Raw genomic sequence first — 19,430 nt, 5'->3', positions numbered from 1 at the left:
GAGACTTGGAATCTGTTTACCTTCCCGACACTTGATACGTTAATACAGGAGCATCCTTGTCAGTCGCCAACCGCAAAGTCGGATACTTTTGCAGATATGGCGTGATGTCTACGTAATCGTTTGCACCTAGCGACTCATCGCCGATTACACTGGAGAGAACTTTTGCACGGATAAGCCATTTTCCCTGTTCATCTTTCTTAAACAGAGGGTCAACAGCAGCAAAAGCAATCCCATTCACAACAGTGTCTCCATCCTCTGCTTCCAGCTGAAAGCTGTTTACGCCGATCGAGTGGAGAGCTCTTACGACTTGTGCCGCATAGTCTTCCTCTTTGACATCCGGTTCCAGCCCGACGTGATTCACCTTTGTATGCTTCGGCGTAAAATACTCATGCAAAGTGATTTTCAGCGCATCTCCCTCTGAAAGGGGAATAATCTGCTGAGCGCTGCCCTTTCCGAACGTCTTGGTGCCGACCAGCTTGGCGATGCCGTTATCCCGCAGAGCCCCGGCGAGCAGCTCTGAAGCGGAAGCAGTCCCTTCATTGACGAGAATGCGGACAGGATAGTTGACATCCCGGCCATTTCGCACCCACGTCTGCACTTCTACGCCATTGCGATTGGTCGTATACATCAAGAGTCCTTCTTCCATAAACAAGCTGGCAATATCCCGAGCGCTCGACAAGTATCCGCCGCCATTGTCGCGCAAATCTACCAGCAAGCCTTTTAATGAAGGCGATTGCTTCGTAAGCTGGTCGAGTTTGTCACGGAATTGGACGGCTGCTTCCGAACCGAATGTCTCCAGACCGATATAGCCAATCCTCCCGTCTTGGAAGAGACCCCCTTCCACTTCAGGAACAGTAATCGCCGCGCGCTTGAGCTTCACCTGAAGCTCCCGATTTTCTCCTGGCCGAAACACTGTCAAAACCGCTTCTGTGCCTTCTTCCCCTCTGAGCATCAGATATGCTTCTTCGGCGTTTTTGCCTTTCAGCGAAGCTCCGTCTACTGCCAATAGCTGATCTCCTTTTTTCAACCCGGAGGCTGCGGCAGGCGAATTCGGAATGATCTCTCTGATCAGCATCAACCCATTCTGAAAACGCATACGGAAGCCAAAGCCGACTAGCTGATTTTCAACACCTGCTTGAAAAAGCTCCAGATCATCTTTTGTAAAAAACATCGTGTGAGGGTCGTCCAGGGTTGACAGCATCCCCTCGATTGCCAAACGGTTTAACGTGGAAGCATCGAGCTTCGCCTTATCCTTCCACTCCGACAGGCGCCGCTCCAATTCTGCTAGCGTGTCGTCCTCAGCAGAATACTGCAAAGACAAGTTGCTCTCTTTTTCCGCCAGCTTCTTAATTCCCTCAAGAGCGCCTTGGACAAGCTGCTTTTCGCTAGGCCTGCTCAAATGATTGTCCAGCACTTGATGGTAGACCTCTGCTGTTTCCGCAAACGGTCCATCGGCAGCATGGACTGAAGAAACTCCAAATACGAGTAAAGCTGCTATTACCCACGAGAAGATCCGCTTCATCGCGCTGCCCCTTTCACGACCTCTCGCGGAATGGAAACCCGTACATCGACCTGGGTCTTGTACGTTTCCTCTCCCGCGTAGGCGACGTATTCTTGCGTATCATACACTTCTTCATAACGCCAAACGTGCTTCACCAACAGATCGGAGTCACTATCAATGTAGTACTTGTTCATGTAGACCGGTACGCTCTTGATCTTCCCGTGATTGAGCGATACGTTTTGGGCAGCCTCCACGATTTTGTCGCCTGGTATCCATTCGGTGATGATGTCGTATTCTCCAAATGATTGCTTGTAATATCTGGCCCCGAGGATACGAGCCCGGTCCTTGACACTCATACCGGCCACATAATCTGACATGAATTCCTGCTGGTCAACCCTGGAAGGCTCCCAGCTTTCGGAATCAAAATTGCGTTCATACTTGATGTTCTTTTCTGTATCCGTATAACTTTCCCATTTGTCGAGCACCAGCTTTTGCGGTGATTGATAAATTCCCGTCGCATGTCTAGCTTTGCTCAGACGGTCTACCTCTTCCGTATATTTCACCAGAAAGCCCCTCAGAACAGCTTCGCCTTCCGCCTTGTATCCCTTCAAATTCTCCATGCGGCCCATCGTAAAGCTCAGATCCCGCACAATGGATGCTTGCTCCAAGTCGATAGCCAATTCCTGCTGGAGGAGACGAGTAAGCTGGATGATTTCCACTTCTGTCTTTTTGGGTTGCAGTCCTGCAAGAAACGCCTCCGCTTCTGACAACTGCTCGTTTTGAACGAGATAGTAGACCAGGTTTTTCAAAGCTTCCTGGTGATGAGGAGCGAACGCACGATATATCTCCAGGGCTTTGTCCATATGGCCAACCTTCACTTCCAACGCCGCTTGGTAGATAGCCAGCGCTTCCGACTCTTTCGTATTTTTCCTGATTTTCTGCTCGTAGCCGTTGAGGCGTTCGAGAATCTTCTCGTACATTTTCGGGTCTGTCGAACCTGTCTGCAAAGCCATGTCATATACATTGGCGACTAACAGCTGCAGGGTGTCGGGCAAAACGATCCGATCATCGAAGTAGGCGTCGATCGCCTTGAAGGCATGCTCCAGATTATCTGCAATCTCGGTGTCAGGGTCCCAGCTAAGGTAATAGTGCACACCCACTTTATTGTCAAAGGTCCCTTCCGCCAGCTTGCGCAAAGCGCGGAAGGTCTCCTCGGAATCTTCATGAAACCGGATCGCTTCCGCAGCGTTGACGTATATTTGATCGTCCCCCGTCACCTGATCCGTGTAAGGGGCAAACAGCGGGAACATATCCTGAACCTCCGGAACCATCGGAAACTTCTGGCCGTCATAATCGAGCAGCGGCAGCATTACATCTCTCTGCAAGAACTGCACCAGACGGTCAAAAACAACCGCTGCCTCTCCACGTTTTAATTTGTCTGACGGTCTGCCTGTGAGCCATCCCCACTCATTGACCATGTTCCACGCCTTCTGTTGGTCCGTCCCCATTGTATAAATGGCGAGCAGTTTGGCCGCTTCTTCACGGGTGATTGGCTGATTAGGCGAAAAAAGCTGGCCCGGGAAAATCTCCTGGATCGCACCAGGACCATACAAGCGCTCCAACAGAACCGACATTCGCAATGTCGGGCCGTACATCCATGTCAGCCGGTCGACGTCCTTATATGGAAGATACGGCTCGTCAAAACCCTCTCCCTTTCCAAACTCATCATGCTCCGACAGAAAAGTGAGCGGGTACAAGTGCTGCTGTCCGACAACGAAAACCCTGTCCATCAAGGCGACAAACTCTGCCCGCGTCAGCTCGCGGTTGGGATAAAACCGCTCGATCGAACCACCGGAAGCAAAAAGGCCGTACTGCGCCCCTCTGATAATCGACGATTTCGCCCAGTGCTTGCTGATATCTGAATACGGCATGTACGAGCTTGCAGCACTTGCAGCCGAGGGTACGAGCAAGCTGCAGACAAGCAGTGCGCAGGTTAATACTTTACTCTTTTTTTGCACGAAAATCCCCCTACACCAGTTTGGCTTGCATAGGCTTGTATGAGCAACGAGACCGCCGCTGCGCCATCTAGCCAGGGAGCAAGTCGGGCCCCCTGATGGGATCGGTATTTATCTCCACATCGAATTTTTATAAAAACTGATACGGATCTGTATGTACACGAGAAGCAATAACCTCTGTCCCGTATCCATTTTCCTGAAGCCGATCACGCAAAAAGGCTGCCAGCTTCTCTTTCATGATTTTTTCAATGTTGTGGCCGGCGTCGATAATGAACAAGCCCTCTGCCAGCGCATCATGGGCCGTATGATATCCGATGTCCCCTGTCACAAAGACGTCCGCACCGCGAAAAACAGCCTTGGAGACATACGAGCTGCCGTCTCCTCCTACAACGGCTACTTTTCTGACAGGCGCATGCAAATCGCCAATGACGCGAAGCCCCTGCAACGAAAAGCGCTCTTTGATTTGCAGCGCCAGCTCCTGCAGCGTAACCGTTTCGGGCAGCTTTCCGATGCGTCCGATTCCCAGGGCCTGGCCGGTGTTGTCCAAAGGAATCAGATCATAGGCGACCTCTTCATACGGATGGGCAGCCAGCATCGCTTTGATCACGCTGGTTTGCCTTGAGGACGACACGACTGTTTCGATCCGAACCTCTTCCACTTTCTCCAGTTCGCCCTGTTTGCCGATATGCGGATCGGTGCCCTCTCTCGGCAGGAATGTTCCCGTGCCTTCTGCCTGGAAGGTGCAGTGGCTGTAATTGCCGACCCAGCCTGCACCAGCCTCGGTAATGGCCTGGAATACCGCATCCCGATGGGACTGTGGAACGTAGACGACCAGCTTTTTCAGCGTCTCGCGATAGTTCACGTCAAGCATCTCCACATTTTCGAGTCCGATGGCTTCTGCCAGCCAGTCATTCATGCCTCCTGCGGCTACATCCAGATTCGTATGGGCGGTATAAACGGCGATATCGTGCTTGAGCAGTTTTTCATACAATTTTCCGGCAGCCATATCCGTCCTCAGATGCTTCAGCGGCCGGTAGATGACTGCGTGGTGGGCGACGATCAGGTCTACACCCTCTGCGATGGCCTCATCTACGACAGATTCCAAAACATCCAGCGCCACCATTACCTTTTTTACCTGCTTTTGCAAGGTCCCTACATGCAGTCCAATCTTGTCACCCTCCAGAGCCATCGCTTTGGGTGCGAGCTTTTCCACATATTGAATTACGGTTTGTCCGTGGGCAAACATGCTATCACCTCATTGATCCATTCGAGTTCTTCTTTAATCTGCGCCGCACGTACGGCCGCCTCTTGTTTGTCCGAGCGACTGAGCTGCTCCAGCACCTTCGTCCACTTCTCACGTTCGCTCATCCACTTTTTTGCCAGGACGGGCGACTTTTCTTCCCAAAGAAAGGGACCGATGCGCAGCAATTCCTCAGGTGAACGGTCCTTGTTTCGATATGGGATCATTCCGTCTCCCTTGTCTGCTACCAGAATTTCATAAATGATCCCGTCTTCCTCCATGATTGTTTCCGCAGAGAGCTGCCAATTGTTTTCCACAAACCAGCGGCGCACATGCTCCTCCCCGACATTCGGCTGGAGAATCAGTCGGCTGACGCCCTCAAGCTTGTCTGCACCCGCAGATAGAATGGAAACGATCAGCTGTCCGCCCATTCCGGCGATGCAGACGACATCCACTTCACCCGGTTTCAGGACAGACAGGCCGTCGCCTTTGCGGACTGATGCCTTGTCCTCGGCTTGTATCGTATGTATTTGTTTCAGCGCTGCCTGGTAGGGACCTTCATTCAGCTCGCCTGCCACGACAAACGAAGCAATTTCTTCCCTAATCAAATAAGAAGCCAATAACGCGTGGTCCGATCCGATGTCGGCAACGCGGGCTCCCTTCGGGCAAAAACGGGCAATCGTTTGCAATCGCCTGGATATCATCCATGTTGTCATAAGCTCTTTCTCCTTCCAATGCCTTTATTCTACCCTATTTGTTCCTATTTTCCCAATGCAAAAAAACGCGAAAAGCCCCGTCTTTTGTCAAGACGAGGCAAAATTTTTGCGTGTTAACAGCCGATTTCACGTGCAATGACATTGCGGAGAATTTCAGACGTTCCTTCCCCGATCTCAAGCAAACGGGCGTCGCGGAAAAAGCGCTCGACCTGATACTCCTTCATATAGCCGTATCCGCCGTGAATCTGGATGGACTGATGGGTCGCGGACATGGCGACTTCCGAAGCATACAGCTTGGCCATGGCCGCCTCTTTGGTGAACTTGCGCTGGTTATCCTTCAGCCAGGCTGCTTTGTAAACCATGTTCCGAGCCAGCTCAATCTGCATGGCCATGTCTGCCAGCTTGTGCTGAATCGCCTGAAAACGGGAAATCGATTGGCCAAATGCAGTGCGCTGATTTGCGTATTGAAGCGCTTTTTCATAGGCTGCCTGCGCAATTCCGACCGCCATCGCACCTATACCGATGCGTCCGCCATCCAATGTAATCAGGAATTGCTTGAAGCCTTCCCCTTCACGTCCGAGCACATGGTCTTTCGGTATCCGCACATTTTCCAAAATGAGCTCGGTCGTGTTGGAGCTGTTCAAGCCCAGCTTCTCGTAATTGTTCAATACGGTGAAGCCCGGTGCGTCAGTGGGAACGATAAACGCCGTGATCCCCCGTGTTCCCTTTGCTTTATCCGTTACAGCAGTCAATGCGAGAAACTTGGCATAGGAAGCATTCGTAATAAAGCATTTGGCGCCGTTTATGATCCACTCGTTTCCATCCAGAACGGCCGTGGTTTTCGTCCCGCCAGCATCCGATCCCGCATTCGGCTCCGTCAAACCAAATGCGCCCAGGCTTTCACCGCTGCATATTTTTGTCAGGTACTCCTGCTTTTGCTGCTCGCTCCCGAACATGGCGAGCGGCGCACCACCCAAGGAAATATGAGCGGAGTAGGTGATACCGGTCGAAGCGCAAACCCGGCTCAGCTCTTCCACGACAATCGCAAAACTGATGCTGTCAGCCCCTGCACCGCCGTATTCTTCGGGGAAAGGAAGGCCCATCAGGCTCAAGTCCGCCATTTTCTCGAAAATATCAGTTGGGAAAGCCTTCGTCCGATCGCGTTCATCTGCCCCCGGCGCAACCACTTCCTCGGCAAATGACCGAACCATGTCTCTCAGCATCAGCTGTTCGGTATTCAAATCAAAATTCATCATTGATCCGCCCCCTTGAAAGCGTTTTTTCATTTGCTTGGACATAGATGGATAATTCCGACTGAGCGTTTGTTCAGTTTGCAATTCCATTATACACCATATTCCTTTGCTCTGTGTACGCCTTTTCAAAAAAATACGACAACTTCTTAAATAAGAAAGCACGCCTATTCATTGCGTGCTCCCATCAATATCGCTCCAAAGAATGAAGCTCCTCCCAGTATGTAACCTATGTTGTATGTCTTCATGCTTACGACCATCGCGAATGCTTCAAATCCGAAGAAAACCGCCGCCAGAAGAATCCCTGTCAGCACCCACATTTTTTTATTCAAAACTCTCACCCCGATGATTTACTCCACTCCACGTCTATTGTAGCAAGAATGCGCAGAAAAGGGAAAAGGCCCCTGCAGGAGCCCTCTATAAACGAAGCCATTGATACCAGTACCCGCGGGTAAAAAAGAAGAAAGCGGAGCTGAGAAATACCTTGATAAACAACAGCATTTGGATCAGATCCTGCCGGGCTGTCGGAATATAAAGAGATTGCACCTCTGCTCCAAAGAAAGCAATCATGCCGCAAATCGCAAAAACGCCTGCCCATTTTGGGTAGTTCTGGTGTACGAGGAAGCCTAATCCGACCATCAGACCGGCGATCGGTACCCAATACAGCTCTGATCTCCACCATGTATACCCGTCCCCTACCCGGTCCACCGTCGCTACTCCATATACGAGAGCCAGGGCCAAAACCCCGCAGTACAGAAGATAGGGAAACCCGAACAAAAATGCGCTGATGCACAGCAGTATGGAAATAATTGACAAATAGATCAGCATGACCGATAGCGGGCCGCCCAACTCGTGAATCATATAAAAACCGCCTAAAAGCAGTACTACAAAGGATAGTCCCAATAGCAAATGCGTGACAAGTGGCGATGATTTCCTAAAAGCGAATGCCAGTATATAGCAAATTAACGAGAAACAGGCAAAGATGGCAATTTGCATTAGGGGGGTAAAACGGTTAAAATGAAAAGCAAGTAAGATGATCCCAGCGATCAAAAAAGCGCCAATCAGCCAGGACAGAATCATTTTACCTGATATGGGAGCAGCACTTCCTGATACATACGGGGCCGTTGCTTTCGTCCCTCTTGCTACAGCTCCCTGTGACGTCGCTGCAACTTGCCCATAGCCAGAGGCAATACTTCCGCCGCTGCCCTTTCTTGCCATCTCTGACGATTGCGGCCTGTCTCCTTCCGTATACAAATTTAACAAGAAAATGCAGTAATGTTCGGGCAGCAAATGATTGCGCCGCCAGTTTTCGATTTCGGAAATGATGACACGCTTGCGCTGGTCGTCCAACGCGAGACCCTCCTTTGTCTTGACGGGTTGGCCTGAGATCGGAAAAAGAAAAGCCTACGCAGGCTAACGTAGGCCACATATTTCCTATATCGGTTATTCCAGAAAATCTTTTAAGCGTTTGCTGCGACTCGGATGACGAAGTTTGCGAAGTGCCTTTGCCTCAATTTGTCTGATGCGCTCACGCGTAACGCCGAACACTTTCCCTACTTCTTCCAGTGTCCGCGTACGCCCGTCATCAAGACCAAAGCGCAGGCGCAGTACGTTTTCTTCCCGATCCGTCAGCGTATCCAATACATCCTCAAGCTGCTCTTTCAACAGCTCATAGGCAGCTGCATCGGAAGGCTCCAGCGCGTCCTGATCTTCGATAAAATCACCCAAATGGGAATCGTCTTCCTCACCAATCGGTGTTTCCAACGATACCGGCTCCTGAGCAATTTTCATGATTTCACGTACCTTTTCAGGCGTCAAATCCATTTTTTCCGCGATTTCTTCCGGCATTGGCTCACGTCCCAGCTCCTGCAGCAACTGGCGGGAAACGCGAATCAGTTTGTTGATCGTTTCTACCATGTGCACCGGAATGCGAATGGTTCTTGCCTGATCGGCAATAGCGCGGGTAATCGCTTGACGAATCCACCAGGTCGCATACGTACTGAACTTGAAGCCTTTTCGATAATCAAACTTTTCCACGGCTTTGATCAAGCCCATGTTGCCTTCCTGGATCAAGTCGAGGAACAGCATGCCTCTTCCAACATAACGCTTGGCAATGGATACCACCAGACGCAGGTTGGCCTCAGCCAGACGACGTTTTGCTTCTTCATCACCCTGTTCAATGCGATTTGCCAGCTTAATCTCCTCTTCAGCGGAGAGTAGAGGAACACGGCCAATTTCCTTCAAATACATTCGCACAGGGTCGTTGATCTTGATACCGGGCGGCACGGAGAGATCGTCGAATTCGAACTCCTCGTTTTCCTCATCCTTCATGATCATATCGTCCACTTCTTCGTCGTCCTCGCTGTCATTGTTGACCTCGATTCCTTGATCGCCCAGATATTCAAAGAACTCATCCATCTGGTCGGAATCCTGCTCAAATCCCGAAATGCGATCAATGATTTCTTTATACGACAGCGCACCGCGTTTCTTGCCTAATTCGACCAGTTGTTCCTTCACTTGTTCAATGGACGCTGCTTCCATGTCTGAAGTGATGTTTTGTTTGTTCATCTACTATCCCTCCTTCCCCGGGAATGATCTGATGCTACCCTTCTTTTAAAGCATTTTCCAATTCAAGAATCTTCATCCCTACGACGGCAGCTTGAATTTCCAGTTCTCTACGCGCTTCCTCGCTGTCCGCTGCAGATGCCTTCATGTGAAGAGTTCGTAGTTCTTCACGCAGCTGCTCCAGCTCGGTGCGCTTCGGGTAGTGATTTACTTGCTTGATGTAGTCCCCGATCTCTTGATCAGATACGTCGTCTCTGCACTCCATCATGGCCAATCCCGAGGCTAATTGCTTTAACGGTTCGTCTTGCAGGTAATGTATAAACTGTCCAGGATCTTCCTGATGTCCTTCTGCGAAATATGCGTATAAATAGGCTGCCAATGCATCGTGTTCATCTACTTGGAACGAACCGGTACACTCAGCCTGAACCCGATCCGCGATATGCCGATTGCGCATCATATAGCCCAGCAGCATGCGTTCGGCTGTATGGTAAGCGGGGGGCAGTGTTTTTGCGAGCGTAACTTTGCCATTATTTATACTATTATTCCATGCTGGCGTTACTTTATCCCTTTGTCTGTCACTTTTTTGCTGTTTGTAAAGCCTTCGTGACTCCCACTTGATCGCTTCAAGGGTCAGGGAGTGTTCTTCCGCCAATTGCCGCAAATACAAGTCCCGTTCAACCGGACTGTCCAGCTCGTTTACGAGTTCAATCGCCTTTTCGATGAATTGCTTCTGATCGGTCTCATCCTGTATTACGTGCTTGTCACGCAAATGTTTCAGACGAAAAGCCGTGACAGGCATCGCCTGAAGTAATACCTGCTGAGAAAATGCTTCTGCTCCGTGCTGTCGAATGTAATCGTCAGGATCTGTACCGGGCGGCAAGGGAGCGATGCGGACAACGACCCCCGCTTCCTGCAGAATGTTGATCGCTTTCGCAGTCGCCTCTTGACCGGCAGCGTCTCCATCAAAGAGAAGCACAACCGACTCAGCATTGCGCCGGATCATTCTCGCCTGCTGCTCGGTCAAAGCCGTTCCCAAAGTAGCAATCCCTTGGGGAAAGCCTGCTTGCCATACTGAAATCACATCCACATATCCTTCGAAGAGCAACGCTTGTTTTCGCTTCCGGATATATGGGCGAGCGCGATGAAGGTTGAATAGTGTTGTACTCTTGCTGAAGAGTGGACTTTCCGGACTGTTTAGGTACTTGGCAGGCGCTGATGGGTCCAATGCTCTCCCACCAAAAGCGATTACTTTTCCCTGTGAATCGTGGATCGGAAAAATAACGCGCCCGCGAAACCGGTCGAAAATCTTGCCGGCTTCACTTTTTGCAAGCAACCCTGCTTCAACCATCAGGTCCAACGAGAAACGTCGATTTTGCAAAAATGAAGTGACGAAGTTCCAAGAGTCCGGGGCAAAACCGATCCCGTATTCATCGATCGTCTGCCGTGATATTCCCCGCTTTTGCAAATACTTCATCGCCTCATGGCCATACGGCGTTTCCGTAAGGACGTAATGGTAGAGCTTAGCTACGAGCTGATGGGCCTCAAGCATAATCTGCTTGGCCTTTTTTTCCGGAGCCGCTTCTTCCTCCTCTTGCGCCTGGGGCACCGCGATCCCGGCACGTTCAGCAAGCCTGTGGACGGCTTCGGGAAATGTCAATTGCTCCAGCTTCATTAAAAAGGAAAAGACATCTCCGCCTGCCCCACAACCAAAGCAATGAAAAAATTGTCGCTCCGCATTGACATTAAAGGAGGGTGTCTTTTCCGAGTGGAACGGACACAAGCCTAGAAAAGCGCGACCGCTTTTTCGCAGCTGTACATACTCTCCTACTACATCTACGATGTCAACAGCGGCACGGACTTGGTTCACAAAATCAGCTGAATTGGGACCAGCCATGTCTTTCCACCTTTTTTATAAATTACGCAATGAGGTTATTTAGTTCGTCAAAATTCGTCATTTTCCTTCTTGAAAACGCTACTCTTTTCTTCTTTTCTACTTTTCCACATTTTCGCAGGCGGTAAACGCCTTCCGAGCGCTCCTTTGAAAAGGAGGCAATTCTCTTTTATTCTACAAAAAACGTCAAAACCCTTCTTAAGACCTATGTTCTTTTCGAAGATTATTCTTGCGGATGATTTCCAAAATGATATTGGCTGTTTCCTCTACCGCTTTGTTGGAGACATCGATGACAGGGCAGCCGACACGTTGAATGATTTTCTGCGAATACGCCAGTTCTTCGTTGATTCTGTCCAGGTTGGCGTAATTGGCTTGTGCGGTAAGACCGAGAGCCTTCAGCCTCTCCGTGCGGATGCCGTTCAACTGCTCGGGATTGATGGTAAGTCCGATGCAGCGTTCGGGCGGGAGCTGAAACAGCTCTTCCGGCGGTTCCACTTCTGGAACCAACGGCACATTTGCCACCTTCAAGCGCTTGTTCGCCAAATACATCGAGAGCGGTGTCTTGGACGTACGGGACACCCCGATCAGCACGACATCCGCACGCAGCAGCCCGCGGGGATCGCGGCCGTCATCGTATTTGACCGCGAACTCGATAGCGTCCACCTTGCGGAAATACTCTTCGTCCAGCCGCCTGACCAAACCCGGTTTTCCGGTAGGCGGTTCATGCAGCATCTCCTGCAGCGTTGTCAGCAGCGGTCCCATTACATCAATCGTACGGATGCCGTGCTTTTGCGCCTGCTCGACGATATACGTTTTCAGCTCTGGCACGACGAGGGTAAACACGACCATCGCATTCATCTCTTTTGCAGAGGCGATAATTTCATCGATTGATTCTTTGTCCTCTATGTATGGATACTTGTGTACATCGATGGAAAAGCGGTCAAACTGGCTGGCTACTGCGCGCACGACCAGTTCCGCCGTTTCGCCGATAGAGTCTGAAACCACATAAATAAGCTGTCCTCTTTGATCCATTGTATCGCTTCTCCTCCTACACTTTCGGCTCGCTGCCCAATTCGACAAATGCCTTGGCAATCGTCGTTTTCGTCACTCTTCCCAATAGCTCCCAATGCTTGCTGTCCTCTCCCTGTCCGGGACGAACTACTGGCAGCGAGTCGATTTGGAAGTCGATCAGTTTCTTCGCCGCCGCGTAAAGCGTCTCTTCAGGCCCGCAGGTGACAATATTGGGCATCCTGGTCATGATGATCCCGACGGGCACATCCTCAAGGGTCTTGTTTCCGAGCGAGGCTCGAAGCAGGTCCTTGCGCGAGAGTACACCGGCCAGGAAGCCTTTTTGGTTGACCACAAAAAGAGTGCCTACGTCCTCCAGAAAAAGGGTCACGATTGCATCGTAGGCAGAAGCCGATTCAGATACGACGATGGGCATCGCCTTGTAGTCTTTGACGAGAAGCTTGTGAAGCCGTTCACTAATGATCGAGCCAGCCGGTCTGCCCGCATAAAAATAACCGACGCGAGGTCTGGCTTCTAAATAACCTGACATCGTTAGGATGGATAAGTCTGGGCGAAGAGTAGCCCGGGTCAGATTCAGCCGCTCCGCGATCTGCTCACCGGTAATCGGCCCCTCATCCTTCACGATCTGTATGATGTGCTCTTGTCGTTTGGTAAGCTCGATGACCAATCACCCCGGTTCTGTCTGGTTACTACCCCTAGTATTACTCTATTCGACGAGATATTCCTTCTTTCCAAGGGAAAAAAGGTCGCCCCCGCGAGTGCTGGCGGAGGCGAATCTGTATGGTTATAATCAGGCAAACACAAGCTTGGAGAAATCAGCGTACCCGTAAATCAGGCGGGACAGGCGCAGCAACAGGCCCAAACGGTTTTGGCGAACCGCCTGATCTTCCGCCATGACCATCACCTTGTCAAAAAATGCCTGAATCGGTTCACGGAGAGTAGACAGTGTCTCCAGTACGCGCTTTTGATCATCCAGCCCGCTTACTTCCTGAGCTACGGACACGTACGTTTGATGCAGAGCCCGTTCTACGTCTTCTGCAAATAGGCTCTCGGAAACCGCGTCCGCTTCTGCCTTTTGGGCCAGATTGTTTACGCGGTTAAACTGCTCCACGGTAAACTTGAACGCTTCGGACTGCACGGCGTTCATCAGTGCTTTTGCTTTTTGCAAAAGTACAGGCAGCACATTCAAATCTGCGGACAGAACAGCATCGATCACGTCGTAACGGACGCCTTCTTCCTGCAGTACATTTTTCAGGCGCAGTGCGAAGAAGTCCTTGAGGTCCTGTTTCACTTCGTCACTCGTGCGTTTGGACACGCCTTGTTCGTTGTACGAAGAAAGCGCAGCATCCCACAGCTCATCGAGTGAGAGGGTCCAGTTCCGATCAAGCAGAATGGCCACGATACCGGCAGCCATCCGGCGCAATCCGTACGGGTCTTGGGAACCGGTCGGGACAATGCCGATCGAGAAGCAGCCGACGATCGTATCCAGCTTGTCGGCAATACTCGCAATCGCTCCGGGTGCGGACACGGGCAGCTGGTCTCCGGAGAAACGCGGGAGATAGTGCTCAAACACACCGTGCGCTACCGTTTCGCTTTCGCCAGCCTTACGGGCGTAATCCTCACCCATCACGCCTTGCAGTTCAGGGAATTCGCCGACCATATTGGTGACGAGGTCAAACTTGGCAATCTCGGCGATACGGTCCACCTGGCGAGCTTCCTCTGCGGTGATGCCCAGCTTTTCAGCGATCAGGGCTGCTGTCTTGCGGACGCGGCGCACTTTGTCGCCGATGGTCCCCAGCTCTTCATGGAAAACAATCGTCTCCAAACGCTTCAGACAACTGTCAATCGAGAGCTTCTGGTCTTCCTCGTAAAAGAAGCGCGCATCGGACAGACGGGCCCGGAGAACTTTTTCATTTCCTTTGGCCACATTCTCCAGCGCATGGCTGTCGCCGTTGCGAACCGTAACAAAGTGATTCAGCAGCTGGCCGCTGGCATCCTCCACCGGGAAATAGCGCTGATGCTCCCGCATGGATGTAACCAATACCTCGCGCGGTATAGAGAGAAAATCCCGTTCAAAGGTACCGAACAGAGCTGTCGGATATTCGACGAGATGCACAACCTCGTCAAGCAGTCCTTCGTCCATCGGAATCCGCCAGCCGTTTTCTTTTTCCAAACGGCGGATTTGTTCGACGATCAGAGAGCGGCGCTCTTCTGCACTGACAATGACATGCTCCTCCGCCAATCGGCTCGCATATTCGGCAGGCGCTTGCAGGCTCACTGCCTGGCTGCCCAGGAAACGATGGCCACGGGTCACATTGCCTGTCTTTACGCCGGCAATTTCCATCTCAACCAGCTCTGCACCAAAAAGGGCAACGAGCCAGCGGATCGGCCGAACGAACTTCAGGTCATGGGCACCCCAGCGCATGTTCTTTGGAAAGTTCATGGACGTAATGACATCCGCAAGCGCTGGCAGCAGGCTGACCGTTTCTTTTCCTGCTTCCAATCTCCGTGCATGGACGTACTCTGCACCGTTTACTTCCTTGAAGTACAGCTGCTCTGTATCGACACCGTTGCTGCGTGCGAAGCCCTGTGCCGCTTTGGTCCAGTTACCCGCTTCATCTACAGCGATCTTTTTTGCCGGCCCTTTTGCTTCCTCGTCTTTATCCAGCTGCTTTTCTGCAAGGCCGTGGATCAACAAAGCGAGGCGGCGAGGCGTTTCATAAGAATCGATCTTGTCGTACGGGATGCGCTGGCCCTCCAGCCAATTCTCGACTTTTTCGCGCAATTGCGCCGCTGCTCCGGCAATAAAGCGGGCAGGCATCTCTTCCGTACCAATCTCCAAAAGAAAATCTCGTTTACTCATTTGTGCTCACTCCTTCCTTGCTGTCAGCCGCGTGTTTCAGCATAGGGAAACCGAGGCGCTCGCGCTCAGCCAGGTAGGTCTGGGCTACTTCACGGGACAAATTGCGCACCCTGGCAATGTAACCGGTTCTCTCCGTCACGCTGATGGCGCCTCTGGCATCGAGCAGGTTAAAGGTGTGGGAGCATTTCAGCACGTAGTCATACGCAGGGAATACAAGATGTTCTTTCATCAACCGTTTGGCTTCGGCTTCGTACGTATTGTACAGGTTGAACAGCATGTCCACGTCAGACAGCTCGAACGTGTATTTGGAATGCTCATACTCCGGCTGCAGGAACACGTCACCGTAGGTAACGCCGTTCACCCATTCCAGGTCAAAGACGTTCTCCTTCTCCTGGATGTAGGAGGCAAGGCGTTCCAGGCCGTACGTAAGCTCGACTGCGACTGGCTTGCACTCCAGTCCGCCTACTTGCTGGAAGTACGTGAACTGGGTAATCTCCATACCGTCCAGCCACACTTCCCAGCCCAGTCCCCACGCACCGAGACCCGGGTGCTCCCAGTTGTCCTCGACAAAGCGGATGTCGTGCTCGAGCGGGTTGATTCCCAACTGGCGAAGGCTCTCCAGATACAGCTCCTGAATGTTGTCCGGAGACGGCTTCATAATCACTTGAAATTGATGATGCTGGTACAAGCGGTTCGGGTTTTCCCCGTAGCGGCCGTCAGCCGGGCGACGGGATGGCTCTACGTACGCCACATTCCACGGCTCCGGGCCGATCGAGCGCAGGAATGTCATCGGATTCAGTGTGCCCGCCCCTTTTTCCACATCATACGGTTGAACGACCAGGCAGTTTTGCTTTGCCCAATAATTCTGCAGTGTCAAAATGATGTCTTGAAACGTCATGCTCATGGACATGTACCTCCCTGTTTTTTTCGGGCCAGCCTGTAGGGACAAAATAAAAAACCTCCCGCCGCCTACACTGTTGCCCAACAGTGTAGGGACGAGAGGATTTCCCGCGGTTCCACCCTACTTGACGACACGCCGACGCATCGTCCTCTTTCCGAAAAAAGCGTTGCTCCAGAATGCCCTTCGTCAGCTTGGTTACCGGGCTTTCACCCTCCCCGGTTCGCTTTGTCAGACCACCCGCACATCCCTTTTGCAGGTCCATCCGAAAAAACCAGCGGCCGACTACTCCTTTCTTTCACCGCAACGTATTTGAATTGGTTTTTATGATAGCGAAAAGTGTTCGGAATGTCAATCGCTCCCGGCGAGCGGCATTCGTTCCATCTGATCCAGGAAGGCTCTGCTCTTGAGCCGCAAATCAAGGTGCTCATCCATGAAGCTTCTGAGCACATGCTTGAGCTGGCTTCTGGTCGTCGGCTTTACCTCGATGTCCCCCAGACGCTCCAGATCAAAAACCTGGAACAGCCTGAGCAGCTTCCAGACCGACGGAGTCACAGCAATCGCATAGGCATCGCCGGCTGCACAAGCAGGGCACAGCAAGCCTCCCTGCGAGACGCTGATGACATAAGGCTCACGCTGCTCGCCGCAGTTGGCGCAAGCTGTCAAGCGTGGAGTGATTCCGGCTACCTGAAGCATTTTGGTTTCGAATATGCGGCAAAGAATCTCCGGGTCCCGTCCTTCGTCGAGGTGGCGAAAGAGCTGGTGCAACAACTGAAACAAAAAAGGATTTCCTTCTCCGTCTTCTGTCAGCCGGTCCAACAGTTCTGCTATGTAAGCGGCATAAGCCGTAGACATCAAATCCTGCCGCAGATCCCGAAACGAGTCAACGATCTCTCCCTGCGAGAGATCGGCCATACCGCTTCCGGGTCCCGTTTTACAGAGATAGTATCCGTGGGTAAAGAGCTGGGAGACGGCGCTCAACCGGCTCTTGGCCTTCTTGGCGCCTCGAGCCATGATCGCTACCTTGCCGCGCTCCCGGGTAAACAGGGTCACCACTTTGCTGGACTCGCCATAGTCCACGCTTCGGATGACGATACCTTCCCATTTTACAAGCATGCGTGTGTGTCACCCAATTCATCCTGGGCGAGATCAAACGGGGCCTCCTCACTGGCTCCTGACGTTTGAAGGTGCTCTCTGTAGAGGAGATAAGCATGGATATCACCGGTTGAAGCGAAATAACTCCAAGAAAACTCGTTGAGCATGGAGCAACATCCTTTCTGTTTTCGGCTAAATCCACTTCCTTACTTAGATTCACCTGTGCCCGTTATTCTATGCCTTGGAAAAATTACCTTCGATCGCCAAGCCGCTTGCCGCAAGCAAAAACGTCTTATTCCTCGTTGTAGAAGCCAAAGTTTCGCAGCATTCTTTCCTGGTTGCGCCAATCCTTTTTGACCTTGATCCACAATTCCAAAAACACCTTGTCACCCAGCAGCCGCTCGATATCCACCCGTGCGCGTTTGCCGATTTCCTTGAGCATCTTGCCTTTTTCGCCGATCAAAATGCCCTTCTGCGAATCGCGCTCTACATAGATTGCTGCATAGATATACAGGGTTTTGCCGTTTTCTCCCCGCTTCACTTCTTCGATCGTGACGGCAATCGAATGGGGAATCTCTTCGCGCGTCAGATGGAGCACTTTTTCGCGAATCAATTCAGCCATGACGAATCGCTCAGGATGGTCCGTCACCTGGTCGGCCGGGTAAAACATCGGTCCCTCTTCCATTTCATCAAAGATGGCCTGTACGAGAGATCCCGTATTATTCCCCTCCATTGCGGAGATCGGAATGATCGCTTTGAACTCGTACAACTGCCGGTACTCGTCAATAATCGGCAGCAGGGCTTCCGGATGGACCTTGTCAATTTTGTTGATGACTAAAAAAACCGGTGTCTTCACCTGTTTGAGGCGATCGATAATGTACTCGTCGCCCGCCCCGCGTTTTTCTGTCGCGTCAATCACAAAGAGCACCAGGTCGACTTCATTCAAGGTGTTTTCCGCCACCGAGACCATGTAGTCGCCCAGCTTTGATTTCGGCTTGTGAATGCCCGGGGTATCCAGGAAGATGACTTGGCCTTCTTCTGTCGTATATACGGCCGTAATTTTATTGCGCGTCGTTTGCGGCTTGTTTGACATGATGGCAATTTTTTGGCCAACAATGTGATTGAGCAAGGTTGACTTGCCGACGTTTGGTCTGCCCACGATCGAGACAAACCCCGATTTGAACGATGATTTGGTCTTGCGGTTATCCACGTAAATCCTCCTTGGTGAACGCCCCTGGCAGCAGGGCTGATACGGTTGTCTCCAAGACATCTCCATTCAGATTGGACAGAATGACAGGCATGTCAGGCGGGCATAATTCGGCCATGACCTGGCGGCAGGCACCGCACGGCGAGACGGGATCCGGCGTATCGGCTACGACGGCAATCGCCTTGTATTGTTTGTCTCCCTCGGAAAAAGCCTTGAACAAAGCTGTTCTCTCCGCACAGTTGCAGAGGGGAAACGCCGCGTTTTCAATGTTGCAGCCGAGATATACCTTGCCGCTTTCCGCCAGGAGCGCTGCGCCCACAGGAAACTTGGAATAAGGTACATAGGCCCGTTGTCTAGCTTCTTTTGCCTGCGCCAAAAGCGCTTGTTTATCCATATTCATCACTCTCTGTTCTGTGAAAAACGCTGAGGCGTTTTTCTTATTTTCAACTTCAAACACATACTTCTTGCACCGTTTTACGACTCCTCTGGTTGAATCAATGCGGTGGGCTCGCTAAGCCGCTCTTTTGGCGGAACAACACCGCCCGAGATGACAAATTTTAACCCATCTTCGATCGACATGTCCAGAAATGTTACCTCACTTCGCGGAACCAGGGCAAGCCAGCCATTGGTCGGATTGGGCGATTTGGGCAAAAACACGTTTACGTATTCCTTGCCCGTAAACTCCAAGGCCCCGCCCTGCGACTCTCCTGTTAAAAATCCGACCGTGTACACTCCTTTACGCGGATATTCCACCAGCACCACCTGCTTGAAGCTGGAGCGTTCATGCACCAGCGCTTGGGACACCTGCTGAACCGTAGAATACACGCCTCGTGCGACCGGAATGAACCCGAACAGCCGCTCCACCATGGAAAAGACATGCCTTCCGACCGGTGTACGGGCAATCCCCCCGATCAATAGCAGGATCAATAGCAGCAGCAAAACCCCGATGACCGGGATGTGGCCATGAAAAGGGACGCCAAGAAACCAGACGAGCTCCCCCTGCCTGGAGGCCAGTCCGGTTGTCAGCATCAGTTCTGTCAGCCATCCCCCGACAGCGCGATCCACCATGAAAAAAACCAACTGCAACAAGTAGACGGTTACAAACAACGGAAGCAATACCATGAAGCCAGCGAATACTCGTTGCCACACTGCAGTCATGC

Annotated in this window: 18 protein-coding genes; all 18 read right to left on the bottom strand. The window is 51.7% G+C overall.

All coding sequences use genetic code 11. The features are described from left to right. Positions 1–16: 16 nt before the first annotated feature. Entirely contained in the window at positions 17–1,522 is a 1,506-nt protein-coding gene (locus tag NST96_RS10585; protein ID WP_339186614.1) for a S41 family peptidase, read from the bottom strand. Continuing rightward, positions 1,519–3,519, bottom strand: coding sequence for an S-layer homology domain-containing protein (locus NST96_RS10580; RefSeq protein ID WP_342406267.1), 2,001 nt, complete (start codon positions 3,517–3,519; stop codon positions 1,519–1,521). Before NST96_RS10580 ends, NST96_RS10585 begins: the two co-directional genes overlap by 4 nt. A 127-nt stretch (positions 3,520–3,646) precedes the next feature. Next, a complete protein-coding gene (locus NST96_RS10575; protein WP_003390584.1) occupies positions 3,647–4,762 on the bottom strand; it encodes a Nif3-like dinuclear metal center hexameric protein in 1,116 nt (371 codons plus the stop codon). Next, positions 4,738–5,472 carry a tRNA (adenine(22)-N(1))-methyltransferase TrmK gene (locus NST96_RS10570; protein ID WP_003390586.1) on the bottom strand — a complete coding sequence of 245 codons (735 nt, stop codon included), beginning with the start codon at positions 5,470–5,472 and terminating at the stop codon, positions 4,738–4,740. Before NST96_RS10570 ends, NST96_RS10575 begins: the two co-directional genes overlap by 25 nt. A gap of 113 nt (positions 5,473–5,585) precedes the next feature. Continuing rightward, the gene (locus tag NST96_RS10565) at positions 5,586–6,725 is read right to left on the bottom strand and encodes an acyl-CoA dehydrogenase (protein WP_003390588.1); all 1,140 of its coding nucleotides are present in this window, start codon (positions 6,723–6,725) and stop codon (positions 5,586–5,588) included. Positions 6,726–6,889: 164 nt separating this feature from the next. After that, positions 6,890–7,054, bottom strand: a complete 165-nt coding sequence (locus NST96_RS10560) for a hypothetical protein (RefSeq protein ID WP_155808002.1) — start codon at positions 7,052–7,054, stop codon at positions 6,890–6,892. Positions 7,055–7,139: 85 nt separating this feature from the next. Then, complete coding sequence (locus NST96_RS10555; protein ID WP_342406263.1) at positions 7,140–8,072, bottom strand: hypothetical protein; 933 nt, start codon at positions 8,070–8,072, stop codon at positions 7,140–7,142. A gap of 93 nt (positions 8,073–8,165) precedes the next feature. Next, positions 8,166–9,290, bottom strand: coding sequence for an RNA polymerase sigma factor RpoD (rpoD, locus tag NST96_RS10550; RefSeq protein ID WP_003390594.1), 1,125 nt, complete (start codon positions 9,288–9,290; stop codon positions 8,166–8,168). A gap of 34 nt (positions 9,291–9,324) precedes the next feature. Continuing rightward, on the bottom strand, positions 9,325–11,181 hold the full coding sequence (gene dnaG, locus NST96_RS10545; RefSeq protein ID WP_003390596.1) for a DNA primase: 1,857 nt from the start codon (positions 11,179–11,181) through the stop codon (positions 9,325–9,327). Positions 11,182–11,376: 195 nt separating this feature from the next. Further along, on the bottom strand, positions 11,377–12,210 hold the full coding sequence (locus NST96_RS10540; protein ID WP_003390598.1) for a pyruvate, water dikinase regulatory protein: 834 nt from the start codon (positions 12,208–12,210) through the stop codon (positions 11,377–11,379). A 16-nt stretch (positions 12,211–12,226) separates the two neighbouring features. Beyond that, positions 12,227–12,874: a helix-turn-helix transcriptional regulator gene (locus NST96_RS10535; protein ID WP_003390601.1), complete on the bottom strand. Its 648-nt coding sequence runs from the start codon at positions 12,872–12,874 to the stop codon at positions 12,227–12,229. A 123-nt stretch (positions 12,875–12,997) separates the two neighbouring features. Further along, the gene (gene glyS, locus NST96_RS10530) at positions 12,998–15,070 is read right to left on the bottom strand and encodes a glycine--tRNA ligase subunit beta (protein WP_122958717.1); all 2,073 of its coding nucleotides are present in this window, start codon (positions 15,068–15,070) and stop codon (positions 12,998–13,000) included. Further along, positions 15,063–15,974 (bottom strand): glycine--tRNA ligase subunit alpha, encoded by a 912-nt coding sequence (gene glyQ, locus NST96_RS10525; RefSeq protein WP_081607812.1) that lies wholly within the window; start codon positions 15,972–15,974, stop codon positions 15,063–15,065. Before glyQ ends, glyS begins: the two co-directional genes overlap by 8 nt. A 345-nt stretch (positions 15,975–16,319) precedes the next feature. Next, positions 16,320–17,084 carry a DNA repair protein RecO gene (gene recO / locus NST96_RS10520; RefSeq protein ID WP_003390610.1) on the bottom strand — a complete coding sequence of 255 codons (765 nt, stop codon included), beginning with the start codon at positions 17,082–17,084 and terminating at the stop codon, positions 16,320–16,322. Continuing rightward, positions 17,075–17,230 (bottom strand): YqzL family protein, encoded by a 156-nt coding sequence (locus NST96_RS10515; RefSeq protein WP_003390612.1) that lies wholly within the window; start codon positions 17,228–17,230, stop codon positions 17,075–17,077. Before NST96_RS10515 ends, recO begins: the two co-directional genes overlap by 10 nt. A 125-nt stretch (positions 17,231–17,355) precedes the next feature. After that, positions 17,356–18,273, bottom strand: a complete 918-nt coding sequence (gene era, locus NST96_RS10510) for a GTPase Era (protein ID WP_003390614.1) — start codon at positions 18,271–18,273, stop codon at positions 17,356–17,358. After that, positions 18,266–18,727: a cytidine deaminase gene (locus NST96_RS10505; protein WP_161785208.1), complete on the bottom strand. Its 462-nt coding sequence runs from the start codon at positions 18,725–18,727 to the stop codon at positions 18,266–18,268. The genes era and NST96_RS10505 overlap by 8 nt, the downstream gene beginning before the upstream one ends. Positions 18,728–18,744: 17 nt before the next feature. Continuing rightward, positions 18,745–19,428, bottom strand: a complete 684-nt coding sequence (locus tag NST96_RS10500) for a DUF502 domain-containing protein (protein ID WP_194247095.1) — start codon at positions 19,426–19,428, stop codon at positions 18,745–18,747. Between the last annotated feature and the right edge of the window lie 2 nt (positions 19,429–19,430).

The organism is Brevibacillus sp. FSL K6-2834, from assembly GCF_038592925.1.
GTDB lineage: Bacteria > Bacillota > Bacilli > Brevibacillales > Brevibacillaceae > Brevibacillus > Brevibacillus borstelensis.
The sequence above is the reverse complement of the archived record's forward strand: the minus strand, read 5'-3'. Positions and strand labels throughout refer to the sequence as shown.